The organism is Agromyces sp. CF514 (assembly GCF_900113185.1).
Classification (GTDB): Bacteria; Actinomycetota; Actinomycetes; order Actinomycetales; family Microbacteriaceae; genus Agromyces.
In genome coordinates this window covers 184925-203539 of record NZ_FOZD01000001.1, presented here as the reverse complement: position 1 = coordinate 203539, position 18615 = coordinate 184925, and the positions used below count along the sequence as shown (strand labels likewise).

The following is an 18615-nucleotide window of genomic DNA, read 5'->3' as shown; positions in this document are numbered from 1 at the left end:
GCTTTTCTCCACTACTTGAGGTCGGTCGGAGGGGCCAGCTCGATGCCGGGCTGGGTGGGGAGCTGCAGTGGGCCGGTGCCGGCGAAGGTGTCGAGCAGATCGAGTTCGCCATTGACGACGGTCGCGAGCCGGCGGATGCCGACCCGGATCGCGTCGGGTGTCGGATAGCAGAACGAGAGGCGCATGGCGTGGCGCCCGCGCCCGTCGGCGAAGAAGGCCGTGCCGGGCGTGTACGCGACGAGTTCCTTCACCGCACGCGGAAGCATCTGCTTCGAGTCGAGCACATCGGGCATGGTGACCCAGACGTAGAACCCGCCCTTGGGGTTGGTCCAGCTCAACTGGGGCAGGTACTCCCCCAACGCCTCGATCATGGCGTCCTTGCGCTCACGATAGACGCCGCGGAAGGTGTCGATTTGCGCCCGCCAGTCGGTCGTCGAGAGGTATTCGGACACGACGAGCTGACTGAAGGAACTGGGTGAGAGGATCGCCGATTCTGCGGCGAGGATGAGCTTCTCGCGGATCGCGTGGGGCGCGAGCGCCCATCCGACCCGGAAGCCCGGTGCGAGCGTCTTCGAGAACGAGCCGAGATAGATGACGCCCTCGGGGTCGAGCGAGCGCAGGGCGTTGGGCGCCGGCTCGTCGAAGTGCAGCAGGCCGTAGGGGTTGTCCTCGAGGACGAGGATCTCGTTGGAACGACAGATCTCGAGGATCTCAGGTCGACGCTCGGCCGACAGCGTGACGCCGGCCGGGTTGTGGAAGTTCGGGATCGTGTAGAGGAACTTGATGCGACGACCCTGCCCTCGCAGGTGCGCGATCGTCTGGCGGAGCGCCTCGGGAATCAGGCCGTCCTCGTCCATGGCGACGTGGACGACGTTCGCCTGGTAGGACCGGAAGACGCCGAGCGCGCCGACGTAGCTCGGCGATTCGGCGAGGATCACGTCACCCGGATCGATGAAGAGCTTCGCGACGAGATCGAGCGCCTGCTGCGATCCCGTGGAGGTCACGACGTTGTCGACCGAACCGTGGATGCCCTCGAGCGCCATGACGTCGAGGATGTGCTCGCGCAGGGCGGGAACCCCCTGGCCCGAGCCGTATTGCAGTGCCGTCGGGCCGTCGGTGCGCATGACGCGTTCCATCGAGGACACGATGAGATCCTGCGGAAGCGCGGAGACGAACGGCATACCACCGGCGAGCGAGACGACCTCGGGCCGCGACGCGACGGCGAACAGGGCTCGGACCTCGGAGGCGGCCAGGCCGGCGGCTCGCTCGGCGTAGTTCGCGTACCACGGGTCGAGGTTGTTGCCGGTCCGCTGGGGGACGCCGTCAGAGGTCACGAGGGTTCATCCGTTCTGTTCAGGGATCGTTCCATGCTAATTGCCGCGAGCGGGCGAGCCCGCCCGATGTCGCTTCGCGAAGCAGGCCAGATGGGATGCCGTGGCATCCGTGGCGTACCGCGCCTTGGAGATGCGAAAGACCCGCCCGGCTTGTGCCGGGCGGGTCTCGAAGCGTTACGAGGCTGCCGACTACGCGATGTAGGCGGCGAGGTCGGCCTCGAGTGCGGGCTTCGGCTTCGCGCCGATGACGGTCTTGACGACCTCGCCCTTCTCGAAGACCTTGAACGCGGGGATCGCGGTGATCTGGTACTTCATCGCGAGCTGCGGGTTCTCGTCGACGTTGAGCTTGACGATGTCAAGCTTGTCGGCGTGCTCGGTCGCGATCTGGTCGAGGATCGGGCTGACCGCACGACACGGTCCGCACCACTCGGCCCAGAAGTCGACGAGGACGGCCTTGTCATTGTTCAGGACTTCCTGCTCGAAGGTCGCCTCGGTCACGGCACGTGCAGTCATGGATGTCTCCTTGGTTGAATCGGTTGGACGTCGCGGGTCAGTCGACCGCGGCGAATTCGTTCTCGAGCAGCGCTTCGGCGGCGACCGTGTTGCCCTGCGCCGCGAGGTAGTGCTCGGCGTCGAGCGCAGCGACCGTGCCGGAGCCGGCGGCCGTGATGGCCTGACGGTAGTGCGGGTCGATGACATCGCCGGCGGCGAACACGCCGGGCAGTGAGGTCTTCGACGTGCGCCCGTCGACCCAGATGGTGCCCTCGGGCGTGAGATCGAGCTTGCCGTGCACGAGGTGCGTGCGGGGGTCGTTGCCGATCGCGACGAACAGGCCGTCGAGCTCGAGCAGGCGCTCTTCGCCGGTGATCGTGTCGCGAAGGGTGACACCGGTGACGGCGGTCTCACCCTGGATCGCGGCGACCTCGGAGTTCCAGACGAACTCGATCTTCTCGTTGTCGGCCGCGCGCTGCTGCATGATCTTCGACGCCTTGAGCGAGTCGCGGCGGTGGATCACGTAGACCTTGTCGGCGAAGCGAGTGAGGAAGGTCGCCTCTTCCATGGCCGAGTCGCCGCCGCCGACGACCGCAATGGTCTTCTGGCGGAAGAAGAAGCCGTCGCACGTCGCGCACCACGAGAGGCCGTGGCCCGAGAGGATGTCTTCTTCGGGGAGGCCGAGCTTGCGGTAGGCCGAGCCGGTCGCGTAGATGAGCGCTGCGGCCTCGTGGGTCTCGCCGTTGCCGAGCGTGACGCGCTTGACGGGGCCGTCGATGTCGAGCGACACGACGTCGTCGTAGACGACCTCGGTGCCGAAGCGCTCCGCCTGCGCCTGGAGCTTGCCCATGAGGTCGGGGCCCATGATGCCCTCGGGGAAGCCGGGGAAGTTCTCGACCTCGGTCGTGTTCATCAGCTCGCCGCCGATCTCGACGGAGCTCGCGATGAGCAGGGGCTTGAGTTCTGCGCGGGCTGCGTAGATCGCCGCGGTGAAGCCCGCGGGACCCGAGCCGATGATGATGATGTCGCGCAAGGAAGCTCCTGTCGTCGTTCGGTGGTTCGTGGCTTCCGGATCGATCGAGTCGATCGGAGGCACCGACATGGTCAACACAGTCTAGGCGTCGCGTATTCCGGAGCCCGGGGCGCACGCGGTATGTGACGGATGCCTCGACGCGCGTCGGACGGCAGCACCACCCCGAGGCGGCGATCGCGAGTGCCTTCGGGGCGGGCGGCGGTGCTCAGCTGCGGCGCAGGCGGGCGATGACCGGCTCGGCGAAGCCGCGGAACTCGGGAGAGCGCAGCAACCACAGTCCGCCGAAGTAGAGGCCGGACATCACGACGCCGATGATGACCATCGAGACGAGGCTGCCGACGAAGCTCGAGACCGCATAGCCGCCTGAGGTCAGTCCCCCGAGCGCCACGAGCAGTGCGACTCCGGCGATCGCCGGGAGGATGAGCGCGAGCGCCGATCGCCCGAGCGCGATGGCGATCCGACGGCCGTCGAGGGTGCCGAGCCGTCGGCGGAGCAGCCACGCGGCGAGGATGAGCTGGGCCGTTCCTGCGAGGGTCGTGACGAGGGCGATGCCGAACGCCGTCCACTCGCTGGGCAGGGCGATGCACGAGAGCGCGCCGATCGTGAACAGGACGACCTGGAACAGGGTGAAGAAGAAGGGCGTCTTCGTGTCGTGGAGGGCATAGAACGTGCGCTGCAAGATGAAGAGGATGCTGAACCCGACCAGGCCCGCGACGTAGGCGATGATCACGTTGCCCATCGCCGCCGTGAGCGTGAACGAGTCCGTGAACAACGAGGCGAAGGGGTACGCGACGACCATGAGGCCGATCGCTGCGAGGGCGATGATGACCGTCACGCCGCGGATCGCACTCGACACGTCGGTTCGCACCTCGTCGAGCTTGTCGACGGCGGCGTGCTCGCTCATCCGCGTGAAGTACGCGGTCGCGATCGAGACCGTGATCACCGAATGCGGCAGCATGAAGATCAGCCAGGCGTTCTGCAGCACCGCGATCGACGCCTCGTCGCGCGAATCAGCGGAACCGCCCGAGACGTTGGTCTCGATGATTCCGGCGAACGTCGACAGCAGCAGCATGCCGAAGGTCCAGCCGGCGAGCTTGCCTGTGGCGCGAAGGCCGATGCCGCGCCAGCCGAAATCGGGCCGATAGTGGAGGCCGGCTCGTCGCCAGAACACGAAGAGGATCAGGGCTTGCGAGGCGACGCCGAGTGTTGCCGACCCTGCGAGCAGGGCGACCATTCCGGATGACCAGTCGCTCGCGCTTCGTGCACCGCTCGGATCAGCGCCGTAGATGGCGATCATCGCGACGAGACCGATCAGGGCCACGATGTTGTTGAGCACCGGAACCCAGGTGAACGGCCCGAACACCCGCCGCGCGTTGAGCACCTCTCCGAGCAGCGAGTAGAGGCCGTAGAAGAAGATCTGCGGAAGGCACCACCAGGCGAAGGAGATCGCCAGGGCGAGCGTCGCGGGCGACAGGCGCGTGCCGCCGATCAGGAACGTGAGCACCGGTGCGAGCGCGAGCGCGAGCAGGGTCGCTGCGGCCAGGACCACCATGCCGAGCGTGATGAGCTTGTTGATGTACGCGGCGCCGCCGTCGTCGTGTCGACCGGCGCGAACGATCAGGGGCACGATGACGGCGCTGAGCACGCCACCGGCGACGACCACGTAGATCGTGTTCGGCAGCTGGTTGGCGATCGCGAACGCGTTCGCGCCAGCCCCGGCCGCACCGATCGTCGAGGCGAGCACGATCGCCTTCACGAAGCCGAGGACTCGCGAGACGATCGTTCCGGATGCGAGGAACAGGCTCGCGCGCCCGATGCGGTCTTCAGTCATCGCGGCGTTCGCTCGTTTCGGTGGGTTCGGAAGGGTCGACGGCCGCGGTACCCGCGGACGGTGCGGGTGCCCCGGCGTGCGTCTCGGCATCGGCCTCGGTCGCCGCCGCTTCGCCGCTCGGCTCCGCGGCGGGTTCGTCGCCGGGTTGGTGCGTGGGCTCGTCACTGGTTTCGTCGGCGGGGACGATCGGGTCGGCGTCGGTCGAGGCGCCTTTGGCCGTCGAGGCATCCGCTGCCCGTGCACGGCGACGGCGGCGGATGTTGCGCCAGAGGCCGATGCCGAAGACGAGCACGAGGACGCCTGCGAGGAACGTCGCGCCGAGCCCCTCCCAATCGGCGCGGACGTCGGCGGTGATCACGACCGTCGAGCCGACCGATACGCCGGTGACGGAGCGCAGGGACACGGCGAGGCGCACTTCTCCGTTGCCGACGCCGGCCGCGACGGGCACGCTCACGGTGTTGCGGGACTCGGGCTCGACGGTCACCTGCACGGGCTCGTCGACGACGAGGCGCCCGTTGGAGGGCTCGACGACGACCTCGACCGTGACCGGGAACACCGAGGCGTTCTGCACGGTGATCGGGATGCCGGTCTCGCTCGCGACGACGAGGACGGTGCTGCTCGGCACGACCGAGATCGAGTCGACGACGTCGTGCTGCGCGGCCAGCCAGTCGAAGGATGCGCTGCTCCACTCGGTGGACCGGTCGAGCCAGCCGACGTCGAGCAGGGCGAGCAGGTCTCGGCGAACCGGTCCGGTGAGGTCGGTCGGCTCGTCGAGCACCGTGGCGAACTCGTCTACCTCGGTCTCGACCGACACCATGTCCGAGGCCAGCGCACGGCGGGACTCGGCCTCGCTCGAGTCGACCAGGGTGCGGGGCGTCGGCGGGGCGCCGATGGCCTGCGCGAGCCCGGTGAGCGTCACGAACTGGTTCGTCGCGATCTCATCGACCAGGTCGCCGAGGCGGTCGGAGACCTGGCCGTCTTGGCGGCCGAACGTCGCGAGCAGCGGCGCACTCGCGGAGCTCGGGTCCGCGTCGAGCGCAGCGCGTGCCAGCACCTCGCCTGCGGCGTCGCGCAGCTCGAGGTCGGTCTCGGCCATGGACCCGGCCCGGATGGCCTCGGTGATCTCCGCGTCGGACACGATCGCGGTGCCGCCGTCGACCAGGGCGGAGGCGCGGGCCCCCGCGAGCGGGGCGACGTTCGAGGCGTCGAGCACCGTGGTCGTGAGTCCAGCGGCGTTGAAGAACGAGAGGTTGCCGGTGGAGACGGTGGTGTCGCCCGGCCACGCGATGTCGGTGCGCGTGTACGACCAGGAGAGCAGCTCTTCGGTGCTCGGAACGGTCGGGGCGCCGTCTGTCGGCGGCGCAGTCGGGGTCGCCGTCGGGTCGGTCGGCTCGGCCGCCGCGGCTTCGGCGTCGTCTTGCCCGGTGCCCTGCTCGGTCGTCGGGTCGGCGACGAACAGGTCGGGATCGAGCACGTCGGCGAACGAAGTCGGCAGCAGCGGTGCGGAGAGCCCGATCTGGGCCTGCAGCGCGAGGTCGGCGTCGGCGTAGGCCAGGGGGAACGTCTCGTTCGGAACGGCGGCGAGACGGCCGAGCCATTCGGTGGCGCTCGGCGGGGCGGAGGTGCCGAGCGCGCGGATCGAGGCGATGATCCGGGGGTCGATGCCGATCGCGATCTGGCGGCCGTCGAGCGCGTCGAGCTGTCGCGTGAGCAGCCCGGTGGCCGAGGTCCAGGCCTCGAGGTCTTCGCTGGCGATGAGGCCCGAGGACGACGCCGGCACGGTGATCGGCGCGACCATGGCGAGCGGCGTGCCGGTCGAGGGGACGGCCGTGTTCGCGAAGGACGCGGTGCCCGTCGAGGTGACCGTCTCGCCGCTGACCAGTTCGGCGCCGATGCCGATGACCGGCGAGCCCGCGATGTCGGCGAACGCCGAGGAGGGAACCGTAAACGCGACCTGGGTGGTGCCGCCGGCCGCGACGGGCCGCGATGCCGCCTCACCGAGGACGATGCTGCTCGACCCGAATCCGGAGCCGGTGCTCGGGGCGGCGAGCCACGCGTCGAGCTCGGCGTCGTCGTCGATCGACGACGACGCGCGCACGAGGCGGACCTCGCCAGCGGCGACGGAGCCCCCGCTGCGGTTCTCGAGTTCGACCATGATCGTGACCGGCGTCTCTGCGGTGCCGAGCGTGAAGGTCGAGGCCAGCGTCGGCGCGATGCTCAGCACCACGCCCTCGGCTCCGCCTTCGGGGTCGACCGAGCGCAGCATGGACGTGCTGCTCGAAGCGCCGGCGTCGGAGGCGGCCTCTGGATCTGTGGCGTTCTCGGTGCCGAACAGCACGTCTCGGAAATCGTGCACGGGCCCGTCGGCATCGGTGGCCGTGCTCAACGGCAGGAGCGCCAGGGTCGCGGCGGCGACGCAGGCGCCAGTGACGATGAGGGTGCGGCGCACGCCTGTCGCGCCGGTGGAACCGACTCGCCTGCGGGCGCGACGACGCGCAGCATTCGAGTCGGCCATGCAGGGATTCTACGGCGTGGCAGGCCCCCGATTGTGCGTGTTTGCACAGCTTCGCCGAGGAGCGGATGCAGCAGGCCGGCAGGCCCGCGGGCGGTGCGGTCGAGCGAGCGAGCCGCCCGCGGCATCCGTCCCGCTTAACATGGAGCACATGCAGAGTGTCGCGGCAGCCCTTGAACGTCTGGGCGAGCTCGCCTCGTCGCCGACGGTCTCGAAGCTCGCCTCGGCGTTCGAGCGGGCCGGGTTCGAGCTGGCCCTCGTCGGCGGCCCGGTTCGCGACGCGTTCCTCGGCCGGGCGGTCAACGACCTCGATTTCACGACCGACGCCACGCCGGACGAGATCCTCGCGGTCGTGAAGCCGATCGCCGAGGCGCACTGGGACATCGGTCGCGCCTTCGGCACGATCGGCGCGAAGATCGCGGGCGAGCAGGTCGAGATCACGACCTACCGCGCCGACGCCTACGACGGTGCGTCGCGCAAGCCCGAGGTGGTCTTCGGCGACAGCCTCGAGGGCGACCTCGTGCGCCGCGACTTCACGGTCAACTCGCTCGCACTGCGGCTTCCGAAGCTCGAGCTCGTCGACCCGACGGGCGGTGTCGAGGACCTGCTCGCGCAGACGCTGCGCACGCCTGCGGCGCCCGAGCGTTCGTTCGGCGACGACCCGCTGCGCATGCTGCGCGCCGCGCGCTTCTCGGCGCAGCTCGGGTTCGAGGTCGAGGAGGGCACGCGTGCAGCGCTCACGACCCTCGCTCCCGAGATCGACCGGATCTCGGCCGAACGCGTGCGCGACGAGCTCTCGAAGCTGCTGCTCACGTCGTCGCCCCGCGGCGGCATCCGCCTGCTCGTCGAATCGGGCCTCGCCGAGCGCGTGCTGCCCGAGGTGCCGGCCCTTCGCCTCGAGGTCGACGAGCACCACCACCACAAGGACGTCTACGAGCACTCGCTGACCGTGCTCGACCAGGCCATCGACTACGAGGTCTCGCGCGGCAACCTCGACTCCCCCGACCTCGTCGTGCGCCTCGCGGCGCTGCTCCACGACATCGGCAAGCCGAACACGCGCCGCCTCGAGTCGGGCGGTGCGGTGTCGTTCCACCACCACGACGTCGTCGGCGCGAAGCTCGCCCGCAAGCGACTGCGCGAGCTGCGCTTCGACAACGACACGATCGCCGCGGTCTCGCGCCTCATCGAGTTGCACCTGCGGTTCTTCGGCTATGCGGATGCCGCGTGGACCGACTCGGCCGTTCGACGCTACGTGCGCGACGCGGGCGACCAGCTCGAGCGCCTGCACATCCTCACCCGGGCGGATGTCACGACCCGCAACCGGCGCAAGGCGGACCGCCTCGGATTCGCCTACGACGACCTCGAGGAGCGCATCGCCGTGCTCGCCGAAGAGGAGGAGCTCGCAGCCGTGCGCCCCGAACTCGACGGTGCGGACATCATGCGCCTGCTCGCCATTCCGCCCGGACCGGTCGTCGGCGAGGCCTACCGGTACCTGCTCGAGGTGCGGCTCGACGAGGGCCCCATCGGAGCGGATGTCGCCGAGCAGCGCCTGCGCGCATGGTGGGCGGCCCGCGACGCCTGACCCGGCGCACCGAACGGGGTCCATGCACTCGAATGGCGTCGGCACGCAGCATCCGTTAGACTGTCAAGGTTGCCCGTGCGCCTCGAATGTGAGGCCTCCTCGGGCGGCGTATGCACAACCCTCCTGCTGCAGAGATCCTGCAGCCGTTTGAGTCCGAAGGAGGTGGGTTAGTCATGCACCAGTACGAGCTGATGGTTATCCTCGATCCCGAGATCGATGAGCGCACCGTTGCTCCCAGCCTCGACAAGTTCCTCAACGTCATCCGCAATGATGGCGGCACCGTCGACAAGGTCGACATCTGGGGAAAGCGTCGCCTGGCCTACGAGATCAACAAGAAGAACGAAGGCATCTACGCCGTCGTCGACTTCACCGCTGAGTCCAAGACCACCGATGAGCTCGACCGCCAGCTGAACCTCAGCGAGGCAGTCATGCGCACGAAGGTGCTTCGCGCCGAAGAGGGCATCGCCCAGGTCGCCGCTCACGCGAAGGCTCAGGAAGAGAAGGCCGCCAAGAAGGCTGCCGCTTCGGCCAAGAAGGACGCCTAGTCCCCATGGCAGGCGAGACCATCATCACCGTGGTGGGCAACCTCACGGCAGATCCCGAACTGCGTTACACGCAGGGCGGTCTGGCGGTTGCCAACTTCACCATCGCTTCCACTCCCCGTACGTTCGACCGTCAGGCGAACGAGTGGAAGGACGGCGAAGCGCTGTTCCTGCGCGCGAGCTGCTGGCGTGAATTCGCCGAGCACGTGGCGGGTTCACTCACCAAGGGTTCCCGGGTCATCGCTACCGGACGTCTCAAGCAGCGTTCCTACGAGACGAAGGAAGGCGAGAAGCGCACCACCATCGAGCTGGAGATCGACGAGATCGGTCCCTCGCTCCGGTACGCAACGGCTTCCATCACGCGTGCACAGTCCAACCGCGGTGCGGTCGGCGGCGGCGGCAACTCCTACGGGGGCGGCGGCGGTCAGTCCGACGACGCTTGGGCCCCCAGCGCTCCTGCAGCCCAGTCGGGCGGCGGCGACGTGTGGAACACGCCCGGAACGAACTACGGCGACGAGACGCCCTTCTAGGCCTCACGGCCGGTGAACGTGTGCCGCCAGCCGCGGCATCCGATCACACATCGTTTTTCAATCAGACAGGAAATCCAATGGCTGGAAAGAGCAGCGGCGATCGCCGCAAGCCGAGCCGCGGGAAGGGCGCGAAGAACGCCGCCCCGGCGAAGTCGATCAAGGTCGGCATCATCGACTACAAGGACGTTGCGACCCTTCGCAAGTTCATCTCGGAGCGTGGAAAGATCCGCGCCCGCCGCATCACCGGTGTCTCCGTGCAGGAGCAGCGCCTCATCGCCCGCGCCGTGAAGAACGCGCGCGAGATGGCCCTCCTGCCCTACTCGGGCTCCGGCCGCTAAGGAGCACGACAATGGCAAAGGTTATTCTCACGCACGAGGTCTCCGGCCTCGGTGCCGCCGGCGACGTGGTCGAGGTCAAGAACGGCTACGCACGCAACTACCTCGTTCCCCAGGGCTTCGCGACTCCGTGGACCCGCGGTGGCGAGAAGCAGGTCGACCAGATCAAGGCCGCCCGTGCGGCTCGCGCTCTGCACTCGCTCGAAGACGCGCAGGCCCTCAAGGCCAAGCTCGAGTCGGGCAAGGTCAAGCTGGCCGTCAAGGCCGGCGTCGGCGGTCGCCTCTTCGGTTCCGTCAAGACCTCGGATGTCGCAGCTGCAGTCGAGGCCGCAGGCCTCGGCTCGGTCGACAAGCGCAAGGTCACGATCACCACGCCGATCAAGTCGATCGGCGACCACGAGGCCGTCGTGCGCCTGCACGACGAGCTCTCGGCCACGATCACCCTCCAGGTGGTCGCCGCGAAGTAATTCGCGCACGCACGACGAACGGCGGTTCGGGCTTCGGCCCGGACCGCCGTTTCGCGTTCCTCGCGTGGTGCCTCGAAGCGGCGGATTCCCGCGTCGGCAGGTGCCCGAACGCAAGGAATCTTCAGTGTTGCCTGTGACTGTTGTGCACAGGTGGGGTGTGGGGAGACGTGGAGTTCTCAAGAACTTTTTCCACACAGGTGTGGAAAGCGTAAATTCCTGATCAGGTCTAAATTCAACCCGTGTAATTCACACTATTTCCACAGATATCCACAGGCTGATTGCACATGTTCCGCGGCGTTTCGCCCAGATTCTCCCCAGAGTTATCCACAGGCTGGGTTGTGCTGTGGAGATCACTTCCATATCGTGAAGCAGCGTCCTTCGATCACCTGGATTCTCGAGTGTCGGAACCCCATGTCAGTGGTTCCGCCGAGACTCGGTCGTGGGCGCGCACGCATGCGGCCCGAGGGCTGGAACCGGAGGTCATGGAGTTGTCGATCGCGCATATCGGGCTCGCCGAACCGGCCGACGACGGTGAAGCCCGCCGCGGCGAACGCGTTCCCCCGCACGACCTCCTCGCCGAGCAGAGCGCCCTCGGCGGCATGATGCTCTCGAAAGACGCCGTCGCCGACGTGATCGAGACGGTCCGCGGCGTCGACTTCTACGTGCCCAAGCACGAGGTCGTGTTCAACGCGATCCTCACGCTCTACTCCCACGGCGAGCCGACCGACGTCATCGCGGTCACCGACGAGCTCACCAAGACCGGCGAACTGCAGCGCGCGGGCGGCGTCGAGTACCTGCACACGCTCACGAGCCTCGTGCCGACGGCGGCCAACGCCGGCTTCTACTCGTCGATCGTGGCCGAGCGCGCGCTGCTCCGCCGCCTCGTCGAAGCCGGCACCCGCATCGTGCAGATGGGCTACCAGGGCGAGGGCGAGGTCGTCGACCTCGTCAACAACGCGCAGGCCGAGATCTACTCCGTCACCGGATCGGTCGAGACCGAAGACTACGTGCCCCTCTCCGACGCGGTGGCCGCGGCCTTCGACGAGATCGAGGCGGCTTCGCACACCGACGGCAAGTTCACCGGAGTGCCGACCGGATTCGCCGATCTCGACGACCTGACGAACGGGTTCCATCCCGGCCAGATGATCATCGTCGCCGCTCGCCCCGCCATGGGAAAGTCGACGCTCGCGCTCGACTTCGCCCGCGCGGCCGCGATCACCAACGACATGCCCGCCGTGTTCTTCAGCCTCGAGATGGGCAAGAGCGAGATCGCCATGCGCCTGCTCTCGGCCGAGGCATCCGTTCCCCTGCAGAACATGCGCAAGGGAACGGTCGACTCCCGCGACTGGACCACCATCGCGTCGACCCGCGGCCGCATCAACGACTCGCCCCTCTACATCGACGACTCCCCCAACATGACGCTCGTCGAGATCCGCGCGAAGTGCCGTCGTCTCAAGCAGCGCGTGGGCCTCAAGATGGTGGTCATCGACTACCTGCAGCTCATGACGAGCGGCAAGCGCGTCGAGAGCCGCCAGCAGGAGGTCTCGGAGTTCTCGCGTGCGCTGAAGCTGCTCGCGAAGGAGCTCCAGGTTCCCGTCATCGCCCTGTCGCAGCTGAACCGTGGCCCCGAGCAGCGCGCCGACAAGATGCCCGCGCTCAGCGACCTGCGCGAGTCGGGCTCGATCGAGCAGGACGCCGACATGGTGATCCTGCTGCACCGCGAGGCCGCCTACGAGCGCGACAGCCCCCGTGCCGGCGAGGCCGACCTGATCGTGGCCAAGCACCGCAACGGCCCGACCCGCACCATCACGGTCGCGTTCCACGGCCACTTCTCGCGGTTCGCCGACATGGTGCAGGCGTAGCACCGCGGCTCCCAGCCGTGACTTCAGGTCATCGCAGGGGGCGGAAGAACTCGCGCAGGTCGCCGACGAGCACCTCGGGCACCTCCATGGCGGCGAAGTGGCCGCCGACCTCGTGCTCCTTCCAGAACACGATCCGATCGTTGTCGCGCTCGGCGAACACGCGGATCGACCGGAAGTCGTTCTTGAAGATCGAGACGCCCGTCGGTGCGTGGTTGATCCGCGCGCCGACGCCCTCGCCGGCGTTGAACCGCGCGTCCTCCTTGTACTGGCGCGCCGACGAGCCCGCGGTGTTGGTGAACCAGTACAGCGAGACGTGGGTGAGGATCTGGTCGCGGCTGAGCTCCGTCGGCCGGTCGAACGTCGCCATCAACTCGTTCCAGGCGAGCTGACCGACCGGGGAGTCGGCGAGGGCGTGCGCGAGCGTCTGCGGCCTGGTCGACTGCAGCGACGCGAACGCCGAGATCTCGCCGAAGTCCTTCAGGATCTCGAGCGCCTCGAAGTCCTTCGGTCCGAGCTGCTCGAACTCGGCGGGGTCGCCGCTCGGAAAGGAGAACAGCTGCAGCACGTGGGTGCCGACGAGCCCCTCGGGGGCGAGGATTCCGAGCTCCCGACCGACGAACGATCCGCCGTCACCGCCGTGCGCGCCGTACCGCGCGTACCCGAGTCGCTGCATGAGCGTGTCCCACGCCTTCGCGACGCGGGCGGACCCCCAGCCGGCCTCGGTGACCGGGCCGCTGAAGGCGTAGCCCGGGAAGCTCGGCACCACCACGTGGAAGGCGTCCTCAGCGCGGCCGCCGTGCGCGACCGGGTCGACGAGCGGCCCGATCATGTCGGCGAACTCGGCGAACGACCCCGGCCAGCCGTGCGTGAGCACGATCGGGAAGGCGTTCGGCTCAGCCGAGCGCACGTGCAGGAAGTGGATCGGCTGCCCGTCGATGGTCGTCGTGAAGTGCGGGAACGCGGCGAGTCGCGCCTCGACGGCGCGCCAGTCGAACTCGTTTCGCCAGTACTCGGCCATCTCGCGCACCTTGGTGAGGCTCGCGCCGTACGCCGGGTCGCCGCCCGGAACCTCGGTCGTGTACCTCGTGCGGTCGAGACGCTCGTGCAGGTCGTGGAGATCCGCGGCGGGGATCGAGAACGTGAACGGGCTGACCTGGTCGTCGCTCGCCTCGGTGGTCGGGAAGCTGGTCTGGTTGATGCCGGCGTTCGGCTCGCTGTTCGTCATGCCCTCACGGTAGAAATGAATGCGGAAGAATGGCTTCCGCGAATCGAGGGACCCGTGAAACAGACCGCGACACGCGTGCTGCAGGTGCTCGCGCTGCTCCGGCAGCGGCCCGACTGGTCGGCGACCGAACTCGCCGGCCGACTGGATGTCTCGACCCGCACGATCCGCTCGGATATCGGGCGCCTGCGCGAACTCGGCTACGTCATCGACGCCACCAGCGGGCGAGCGGGCGGTTACCGCCTCGACCGCGCCACCGACCTGCCGCCGTTGATGCTCGACGACGACGAGGGCATCGCCGTCGCGATCGCGCTGCACCAGGTCACCTCGAACGCCGTCGCCGACATCGACGCGAGCGCGGCGCGGGCTCTCGCGAAGCTCGAGCACGTGCTGCCGCGTCAGTTGGCCGAGCAGGTGAACGCGATGGCCGCGGCGACCGCCCCGCAGGCCCGCGACCGCGGGCCGCGCGTCGAGTCCCCGACGCTCGCCACGATCGCCCAGGCGGTGCAGCGCACCGAGTGGCTGAGGTTCGAGTACACGCCGTTCCAGGGCGAGGCCTCGCTTCGACGGGTGGAGCCGTACCGGCTCGTCAGCTGGGGCCGCCGCTGGTACCTCGTGGGGTTCGACCTCGAGCGCGACGACTGGCGCAGCTTCCGCGTCGACCGCATGACCCTGCGTCAGCCGACCCGGCGACGGTTCGAGCCCCGCGGCCTGCCTGCCGACGACGTCGCCGGCTACGTGCTGCGCGGCGTCGCGTCAGCCGGGTGGCGGTTCAGGGCCCGCGTCCTCGTGCACGCGCCGGCCACCGTCGTCGCCGAGAAGATCGATCCCTCGGTCGGCCTCGTCGAGGCGATCGACGACGAGCGCTGCGTCCTGATCACCGGCGCCGACCATCCCATGACCGTCGCGGTGTACCTCGCCCTGCTCGACGAGGACTTCACCGTCGACGGCCCGGCCGAACTGACCGAGGCGATCCAGGCGCTCGCCCGGCGATACGCCGCAGCGAGCCCGGATCGACGCCTCTCCTCGTAGCCTGGGCCCCGGTGCGCAACCGCGCCGTCATCCGAAAGTCGGGTGCTGGCGGCGGGTGCCTCGCACTACGCTCGGCCACATGCTGACCCTCGCCATCGTCATCATCACCCTCGCGCTCGTGTTCTACACCGTCGGTGTCTGGGCCGAGCACATCCAGCGCACGCTCAAGTGGTGGCACGCGGGCTTCTTCGCCCTCGGCCTTGCCGCAGACACCACGGGAACGCTCCTGATGAGCGCGATCGCCGGTGAACGTCGAGCGGAGGGCGTCGCCGCAGGTCCGCTCGACACCCTGATGGCGGTGACGGGGCTGATCGCGATCGTGCTCATGGCGATCCACCTCGTCTGGGCGGTGATCGTGCTGGTGCGCAACCGGCCGAGCGAGAAGCAGGTGTTCCACCGCTTCAGCCTCGTCGTCTGGATCATCTGGCTCGTGCCGTACATCGCCGGGGCCGCGACCGCGATGATGTGACCGGTGCGGTCGAGCCGCGCCTCGGTTCGACCGCGCACGATGGCCGGGCCGGACGCTAGACCCGGCTGAACTCCATGACCCAGTTGCACTCCCAGGTCTCGCCGCCGTCGCGCGAGAACTCCTGCTGCCACCTTGCCGAATCGGGCGTGATGTCCGACCAGGTGAAGTGCGCCTTGATCGGCAGGCCCTCGTGGGTGTCATCGCCGTAGAAGTCGCCGCGCCCGTCGGTGAATCGACCGATGACGGGCGGAAAGAGCGTGCCCGTACTGCTGTTGGCCCAGTAGATCGACCACTCCCCGGTCTGCTGGTCCTGGAACCGGATGCTCGCGCCCGACCAGCCCTGCGTCGGGCAGTGCATCTCGTCGACATTGCCGACCCCGTCGAGCAGCGGCCGCGCCCACGAGGTCGCAGGGAACTCGTCCCACTCGTCGCTGCCGACGAACAGGTGGCGCAGGCGCCGGTTGGCGACCGTCCATTCGCCGTACAGGAAGTCGAAATCGCTCATGGAGCGAGCATCGGGCCTGCCACCGACATCGCAAACCCGTGGGAGCCGGGGCTGTCGAAATCGAATCGATTCGATAGACTGTGGGATGCGGTGCCCGAGCGGACCGCCCATCCCGACCGCACCCGTCCGCGAAAGCCACCACCGATGTCCACCGCCCTGACCACGGGACGCCCCTGGCGCGTCATCCTCCTCTTCTCGATCCCGCTGCTGATCGGCAACGTGGTGCAGCAGCTCTACCAGTTCGCCGATGCGATCGTGGTGGGGCGACACCTCGGCGTCGACTCGCTCGCCGCGGTCGGCGCGACGGGCAGCCTCCTCTTCCTGCTGCTCGGGTTCGCCTGGGGCGTGACCTCAGGCTTCGCGATCCCGACCGCGCAGGCGTTCGGCGCGCGCGACCACGCGGCCGTGCGGCGGTCCGTCGCGGCCGGGACGCTGCTCACCGGCATCCTGAGCCTGCTCCTCACGGTCGTCGCACCGCTCATCGCGCGGCCGGCGCTCGAGCTCATGCAGACTCCGCCCGAACTGCTCGACGAGGCGACGATCTACACGCAGGTCAGCTTTCTCGGTGCCTCGACGATGATGGCGTTCAACTACCTGTCGGCGATCATCAGGTCGATCGGCGACTCCCGTACACCGCTCGTCTTCCTCAGCATCGCGTGCGCCCTGAACGTCGGACTCGTGGTGCTCATGGTGGGCCCGCTCGACTGGGGCGTCGGCGGGGCCGCGCTCGCGACCGTCGTCGCCCAGGCCGTCTCGGTGCTCATGTGCCTCGAGTACGTGCGGCGCCGCGTGCCGGTGCTGCACCTGCGCAGGGCCGACTGGCTCATCACGCGCGCCGACCTGGCCGAACACCTGCGGCTCGGCCTGCCGATGGGCTTCCAGGCGTCGATCATCGCCATCGGCACGCTGGCCGTGCAGGTCGCCCTCAACGAACTCGGCTCCGACGCGGTCGCCGCCTACACGACCGCATCGCGCGTCGACGGCCTCGCGGTCGCGCTGCTGCAGTCGCTCGGCCTCGCCGTGTCGATGTACGCCGCCCAGAACCTCGGCGGCGGGCGGCCCGACCGCATCCGGCGTGGTGTCGTGCAGGCGACCTGGATGTCGATCGCGTTCGGGCTCGTGCTCGGCGCGCTGCTCGTGGCGTTCGGCACGCCGATCGTGCGGCTCTTCGTGGGCGACGGATCGGACGCGGTCGTGCACCAGGCGACGCTCATGCTCGTGATCAACGGACTGAGCTACACGGCGCTCGGCGTGCTCTTCGTGCTGCGAGGAGCCCTGCAGGGCCTCGGGCACACGCTCGTGCCCACGGTGACGGGCGTCGTCGAACTCGTCATGCGCGTGGCCGCCGCAGTCGTGCTCGGCAGCCTCATCGGGTTCGTCGGCGTCGTGCTGAGCAACCCGCTCGCGTGGGTCGGCGCGGTCCTGCTGCTCGTGCCGGCCTACGTGCGCGAGCACCGACGGCTCGCGAAGCTGCCCGTGCAGCCCGCGGTTCCGACCGAGACGACGGCGATCGCGATCATCGGCCCGACCGACGGCTCGATGGTCGTCGACGCGGTGGTCACGTCGTCGATCCCGATCGTCGAGCCGGCCGGCCAGAGCGAACGGCGTGCGAGACTGCCTCGGTGACCGACCTCGAGATGGCGCGCATCCCCGCGGGTGCGGTGACGTTGCACGACGCCCGTCGCAAGCTCCATCGCACGGTCGAGCTCGAGGCGTTCGAGATCGGCGTCTACGCGGTCACGCAGGAGCAGCTCGCGGAGATGCTCGGCATCACGGCCGGGCATCCGCGGCGCCCAGCGGTGGACGTCAGCTGGTTGCGCGCCGTGCGGTTCTGCAACGCGGCCTCCGAGTGGGAGGGCCTCGACCCGGCGTACTCGTTCGACGGTGAACAGGTGACCTGGCACGTCGACTCCGACGGATACCGTCTGCCGACCGAGTCCGAGTGGGAGCTCGCGTGCCGCGCGGGGTCGACCGCCCCGCACTACGGCCCGCTGCGCGAGATCGCGTGGACGAGCGCCGACGGGGTGGGTTCGGCGCAGAACGTCGGCGGCCGGCATCCGAATCTCTTCGGCCTGTTCGACACGCTCGGCAACGTCTGGGAGTGGTGCTGGGACCTGCTCGACCCGGCCAGGTACGACGACTACCGCGTCTTCCGCGGCGGTGGGTTCGCCGACGACGCGTGGAACGTGCGGGCGTCGGCTCGTCGCGGCGGCGCACCGCGCATGCACCACGACGACCTCGGCTTCCGCGTCGCCCGCGGCGGGTTCGACGGCGTCGATGCGGCCCAGGGCTGGTCGGCGGCCGCCGATGAGGAGCGGGCGGATGTCTCGGGGCCCGTGCCGTTCGGATGGACCCCGCTCGGTCGGTCCGAACGCTGACCGAAGCGCCGGGGCCGAACCACGAGGACGAGCGGATGCCGCGGCCGACCGCCCCGCGGCGGAACGCGCGCCACCGGCATCCGCTCAGATCTCGACGTCGAACCCGAGATCGTGGTCGCTCGCCGCGATGCCGCCCATGAGACCCCAGCTCTCGCGGGGGATGTCGTGCACGATCGTCGTGACGTGGTCGCGCGGGATGCCCAGCGGTTCGAGCCGGTCGACGACGGCGGCGTAGAGCGCGCGCTTGGCCTCGGCCGAGCGACCGGCGAAGCAGTCGATCGTGACCAGCGTGCGCAACTCGGGGCGGGCGAGCTCGGGCGAGCAGGCGAACCGGTGCGGTGCATGTGCGATCAGGCGCACGTCGCGGTCTTCGGGCGGGATGCGGAACGCCTCGACGAGCGCCGCATGCACGGCGTCCATGATCGCGACCTCCTCGTCGACGGTGTACGCGCGGCGCACCTCGATCAGGGCGGCTGGCATGGCGGACTC

The 18615-nt window shown here is 69.0% G+C and carries 18 protein-coding genes; 10 read left to right on the top strand and 8 right to left on the bottom strand.

The features are described from left to right. Nucleotides 1–11: 11 nt before the first annotated feature. The 5 genes from BM342_RS00935 to BM342_RS00915 all read right to left on the bottom strand — a co-directional run bounded on the left by BM342_RS00935 (nt 12) and on the right by BM342_RS00915 (nt 7205). Nucleotides 12–1334 carry an aminotransferase-like domain-containing protein gene (locus BM342_RS00935; RefSeq protein WP_092963666.1) on the bottom strand — a complete coding sequence of 441 codons (1323 nt, stop codon included), beginning with the start codon at nt 1332–1334 and terminating at the stop codon, nt 12–14. 189 nt (nt 1335–1523) lie between these two features. Then, nucleotides 1524–1847 (bottom strand): thioredoxin, encoded by a 324-nt coding sequence (trxA, locus tag BM342_RS00930; protein ID WP_092963664.1) that lies wholly within the window; start codon nt 1845–1847, stop codon nt 1524–1526. Between the two features lie 37 nt (nt 1848–1884). Then, complete coding sequence (gene trxB, locus BM342_RS00925) at nt 1885–2859, bottom strand: thioredoxin-disulfide reductase (RefSeq protein WP_092966337.1); 975 nt, start codon at nt 2857–2859, stop codon at nt 1885–1887. 205 nt (nt 2860–3064) lie between these two features. Beyond that, nucleotides 3065–4690: a murein biosynthesis integral membrane protein MurJ gene (murJ, locus tag BM342_RS00920; RefSeq protein WP_092963662.1), complete on the bottom strand. Its 1626-nt coding sequence runs from the start codon at nt 4688–4690 to the stop codon at nt 3065–3067. Further along, nucleotides 4683–7205, bottom strand: a complete 2523-nt coding sequence (locus BM342_RS00915) for a DUF6049 family protein (protein WP_143109715.1) — start codon at nt 7203–7205, stop codon at nt 4683–4685. The genes murJ and BM342_RS00915 overlap by 8 nt, the downstream gene beginning before the upstream one ends. Before the next feature lie 148 nt (nt 7206–7353). Here BM342_RS00915 and BM342_RS00910 point away from each other — a divergent pair, with 148 nt between their 5' ends. The 6 genes from BM342_RS00910 (at nt 7354) to dnaB (ending at nt 12520) form a co-directional block, all read left to right on the top strand. Further along, entirely contained in the window at nt 7354–8784 is a 1431-nt protein-coding gene (locus BM342_RS00910) for a CCA tRNA nucleotidyltransferase (protein ID WP_092966335.1), read from the top strand. Between the two features lie 173 nt (nt 8785–8957). Beyond that, on the top strand, nt 8958–9329 hold the full coding sequence (gene rpsF, locus BM342_RS00905) for a 30S ribosomal protein S6 (RefSeq protein ID WP_092963658.1): 372 nt from the start codon (nt 8958–8960) through the stop codon (nt 9327–9329). 5 nt (nt 9330–9334) lie between these two features. Further along, complete coding sequence (locus BM342_RS00900; protein ID WP_092963656.1) at nt 9335–9856, top strand: single-stranded DNA-binding protein; 522 nt, start codon at nt 9335–9337, stop codon at nt 9854–9856. Between the two features lie 77 nt (nt 9857–9933). Beyond that, entirely contained in the window at nt 9934–10194 is a 261-nt protein-coding gene (gene rpsR / locus BM342_RS00895) for a 30S ribosomal protein S18 (protein ID WP_022889097.1), read from the top strand. A gap of 11 nt (nt 10195–10205) precedes the next feature. Further along, nucleotides 10206–10658 carry a 50S ribosomal protein L9 gene (gene rplI / locus BM342_RS00890; protein WP_092963654.1) on the top strand — a complete coding sequence of 151 codons (453 nt, stop codon included), beginning with the start codon at nt 10206–10208 and terminating at the stop codon, nt 10656–10658. 488 nt (nt 10659–11146) lie between these two features. Then, nucleotides 11147–12520, top strand: a complete 1374-nt coding sequence (gene dnaB, locus BM342_RS00885; protein WP_092966333.1) for a replicative DNA helicase — start codon at nt 11147–11149, stop codon at nt 12518–12520. A gap of 28 nt (nt 12521–12548) precedes the next feature. Here the strand turns inward: dnaB and BM342_RS00880 are convergent, their stop codons facing one another. Further along, the gene (locus BM342_RS00880) at nt 12549–13745 is read right to left on the bottom strand and encodes an epoxide hydrolase family protein (protein WP_092963652.1); all 1197 of its coding nucleotides are present in this window, start codon (nt 13743–13745) and stop codon (nt 12549–12551) included. Nucleotides 13746–13799: 54 nt separating this feature from the next. Between BM342_RS00880 and BM342_RS00875 the strand changes: the two genes are divergently transcribed. Further along, nucleotides 13800–14774 carry a helix-turn-helix transcriptional regulator gene (locus tag BM342_RS00875; RefSeq protein ID WP_092963650.1) on the top strand — a complete coding sequence of 325 codons (975 nt, stop codon included), beginning with the start codon at nt 13800–13802 and terminating at the stop codon, nt 14772–14774. Nucleotides 14775–14853: 79 nt separating this feature from the next. After that, nucleotides 14854–15243 carry an HsmA family protein gene (locus BM342_RS00870; RefSeq protein ID WP_092963648.1) on the top strand — a complete coding sequence of 130 codons (390 nt, stop codon included), beginning with the start codon at nt 14854–14856 and terminating at the stop codon, nt 15241–15243. A gap of 55 nt (nt 15244–15298) precedes the next feature. On the opposite strand, the gene BM342_RS00865 is transcribed toward BM342_RS00870, so the two are convergent. Continuing rightward, nucleotides 15299–15748 (bottom strand): hypothetical protein, encoded by a 450-nt coding sequence (locus BM342_RS00865; protein WP_092963646.1) that lies wholly within the window; start codon nt 15746–15748, stop codon nt 15299–15301. A gap of 144 nt (nt 15749–15892) precedes the next feature. Here BM342_RS00865 and BM342_RS00860 point away from each other — a divergent pair, with 144 nt between their 5' ends. Beyond that, entirely contained in the window at nt 15893–17374 is a 1482-nt protein-coding gene (locus BM342_RS00860) for an MATE family efflux transporter (RefSeq protein ID WP_092963644.1), read from the top strand. After that, a complete protein-coding gene (locus tag BM342_RS00855) occupies nt 17371–18126 on the top strand; it encodes a formylglycine-generating enzyme family protein (RefSeq protein ID WP_092963642.1) in 756 nt (251 codons plus the stop codon). The genes BM342_RS00860 and BM342_RS00855 overlap by 4 nt, the downstream gene beginning before the upstream one ends. An 84-nt stretch (nt 18127–18210) precedes the next feature. Here BM342_RS00855 and BM342_RS00850 read toward each other — a convergent pair whose 3' ends face one another. Continuing rightward, nucleotides 18211–18606: a tautomerase family protein gene (locus BM342_RS00850; RefSeq protein WP_092963640.1), complete on the bottom strand. Its 396-nt coding sequence runs from the start codon at nt 18604–18606 to the stop codon at nt 18211–18213. Nucleotides 18607–18615 lie beyond the last annotated feature (9 nt).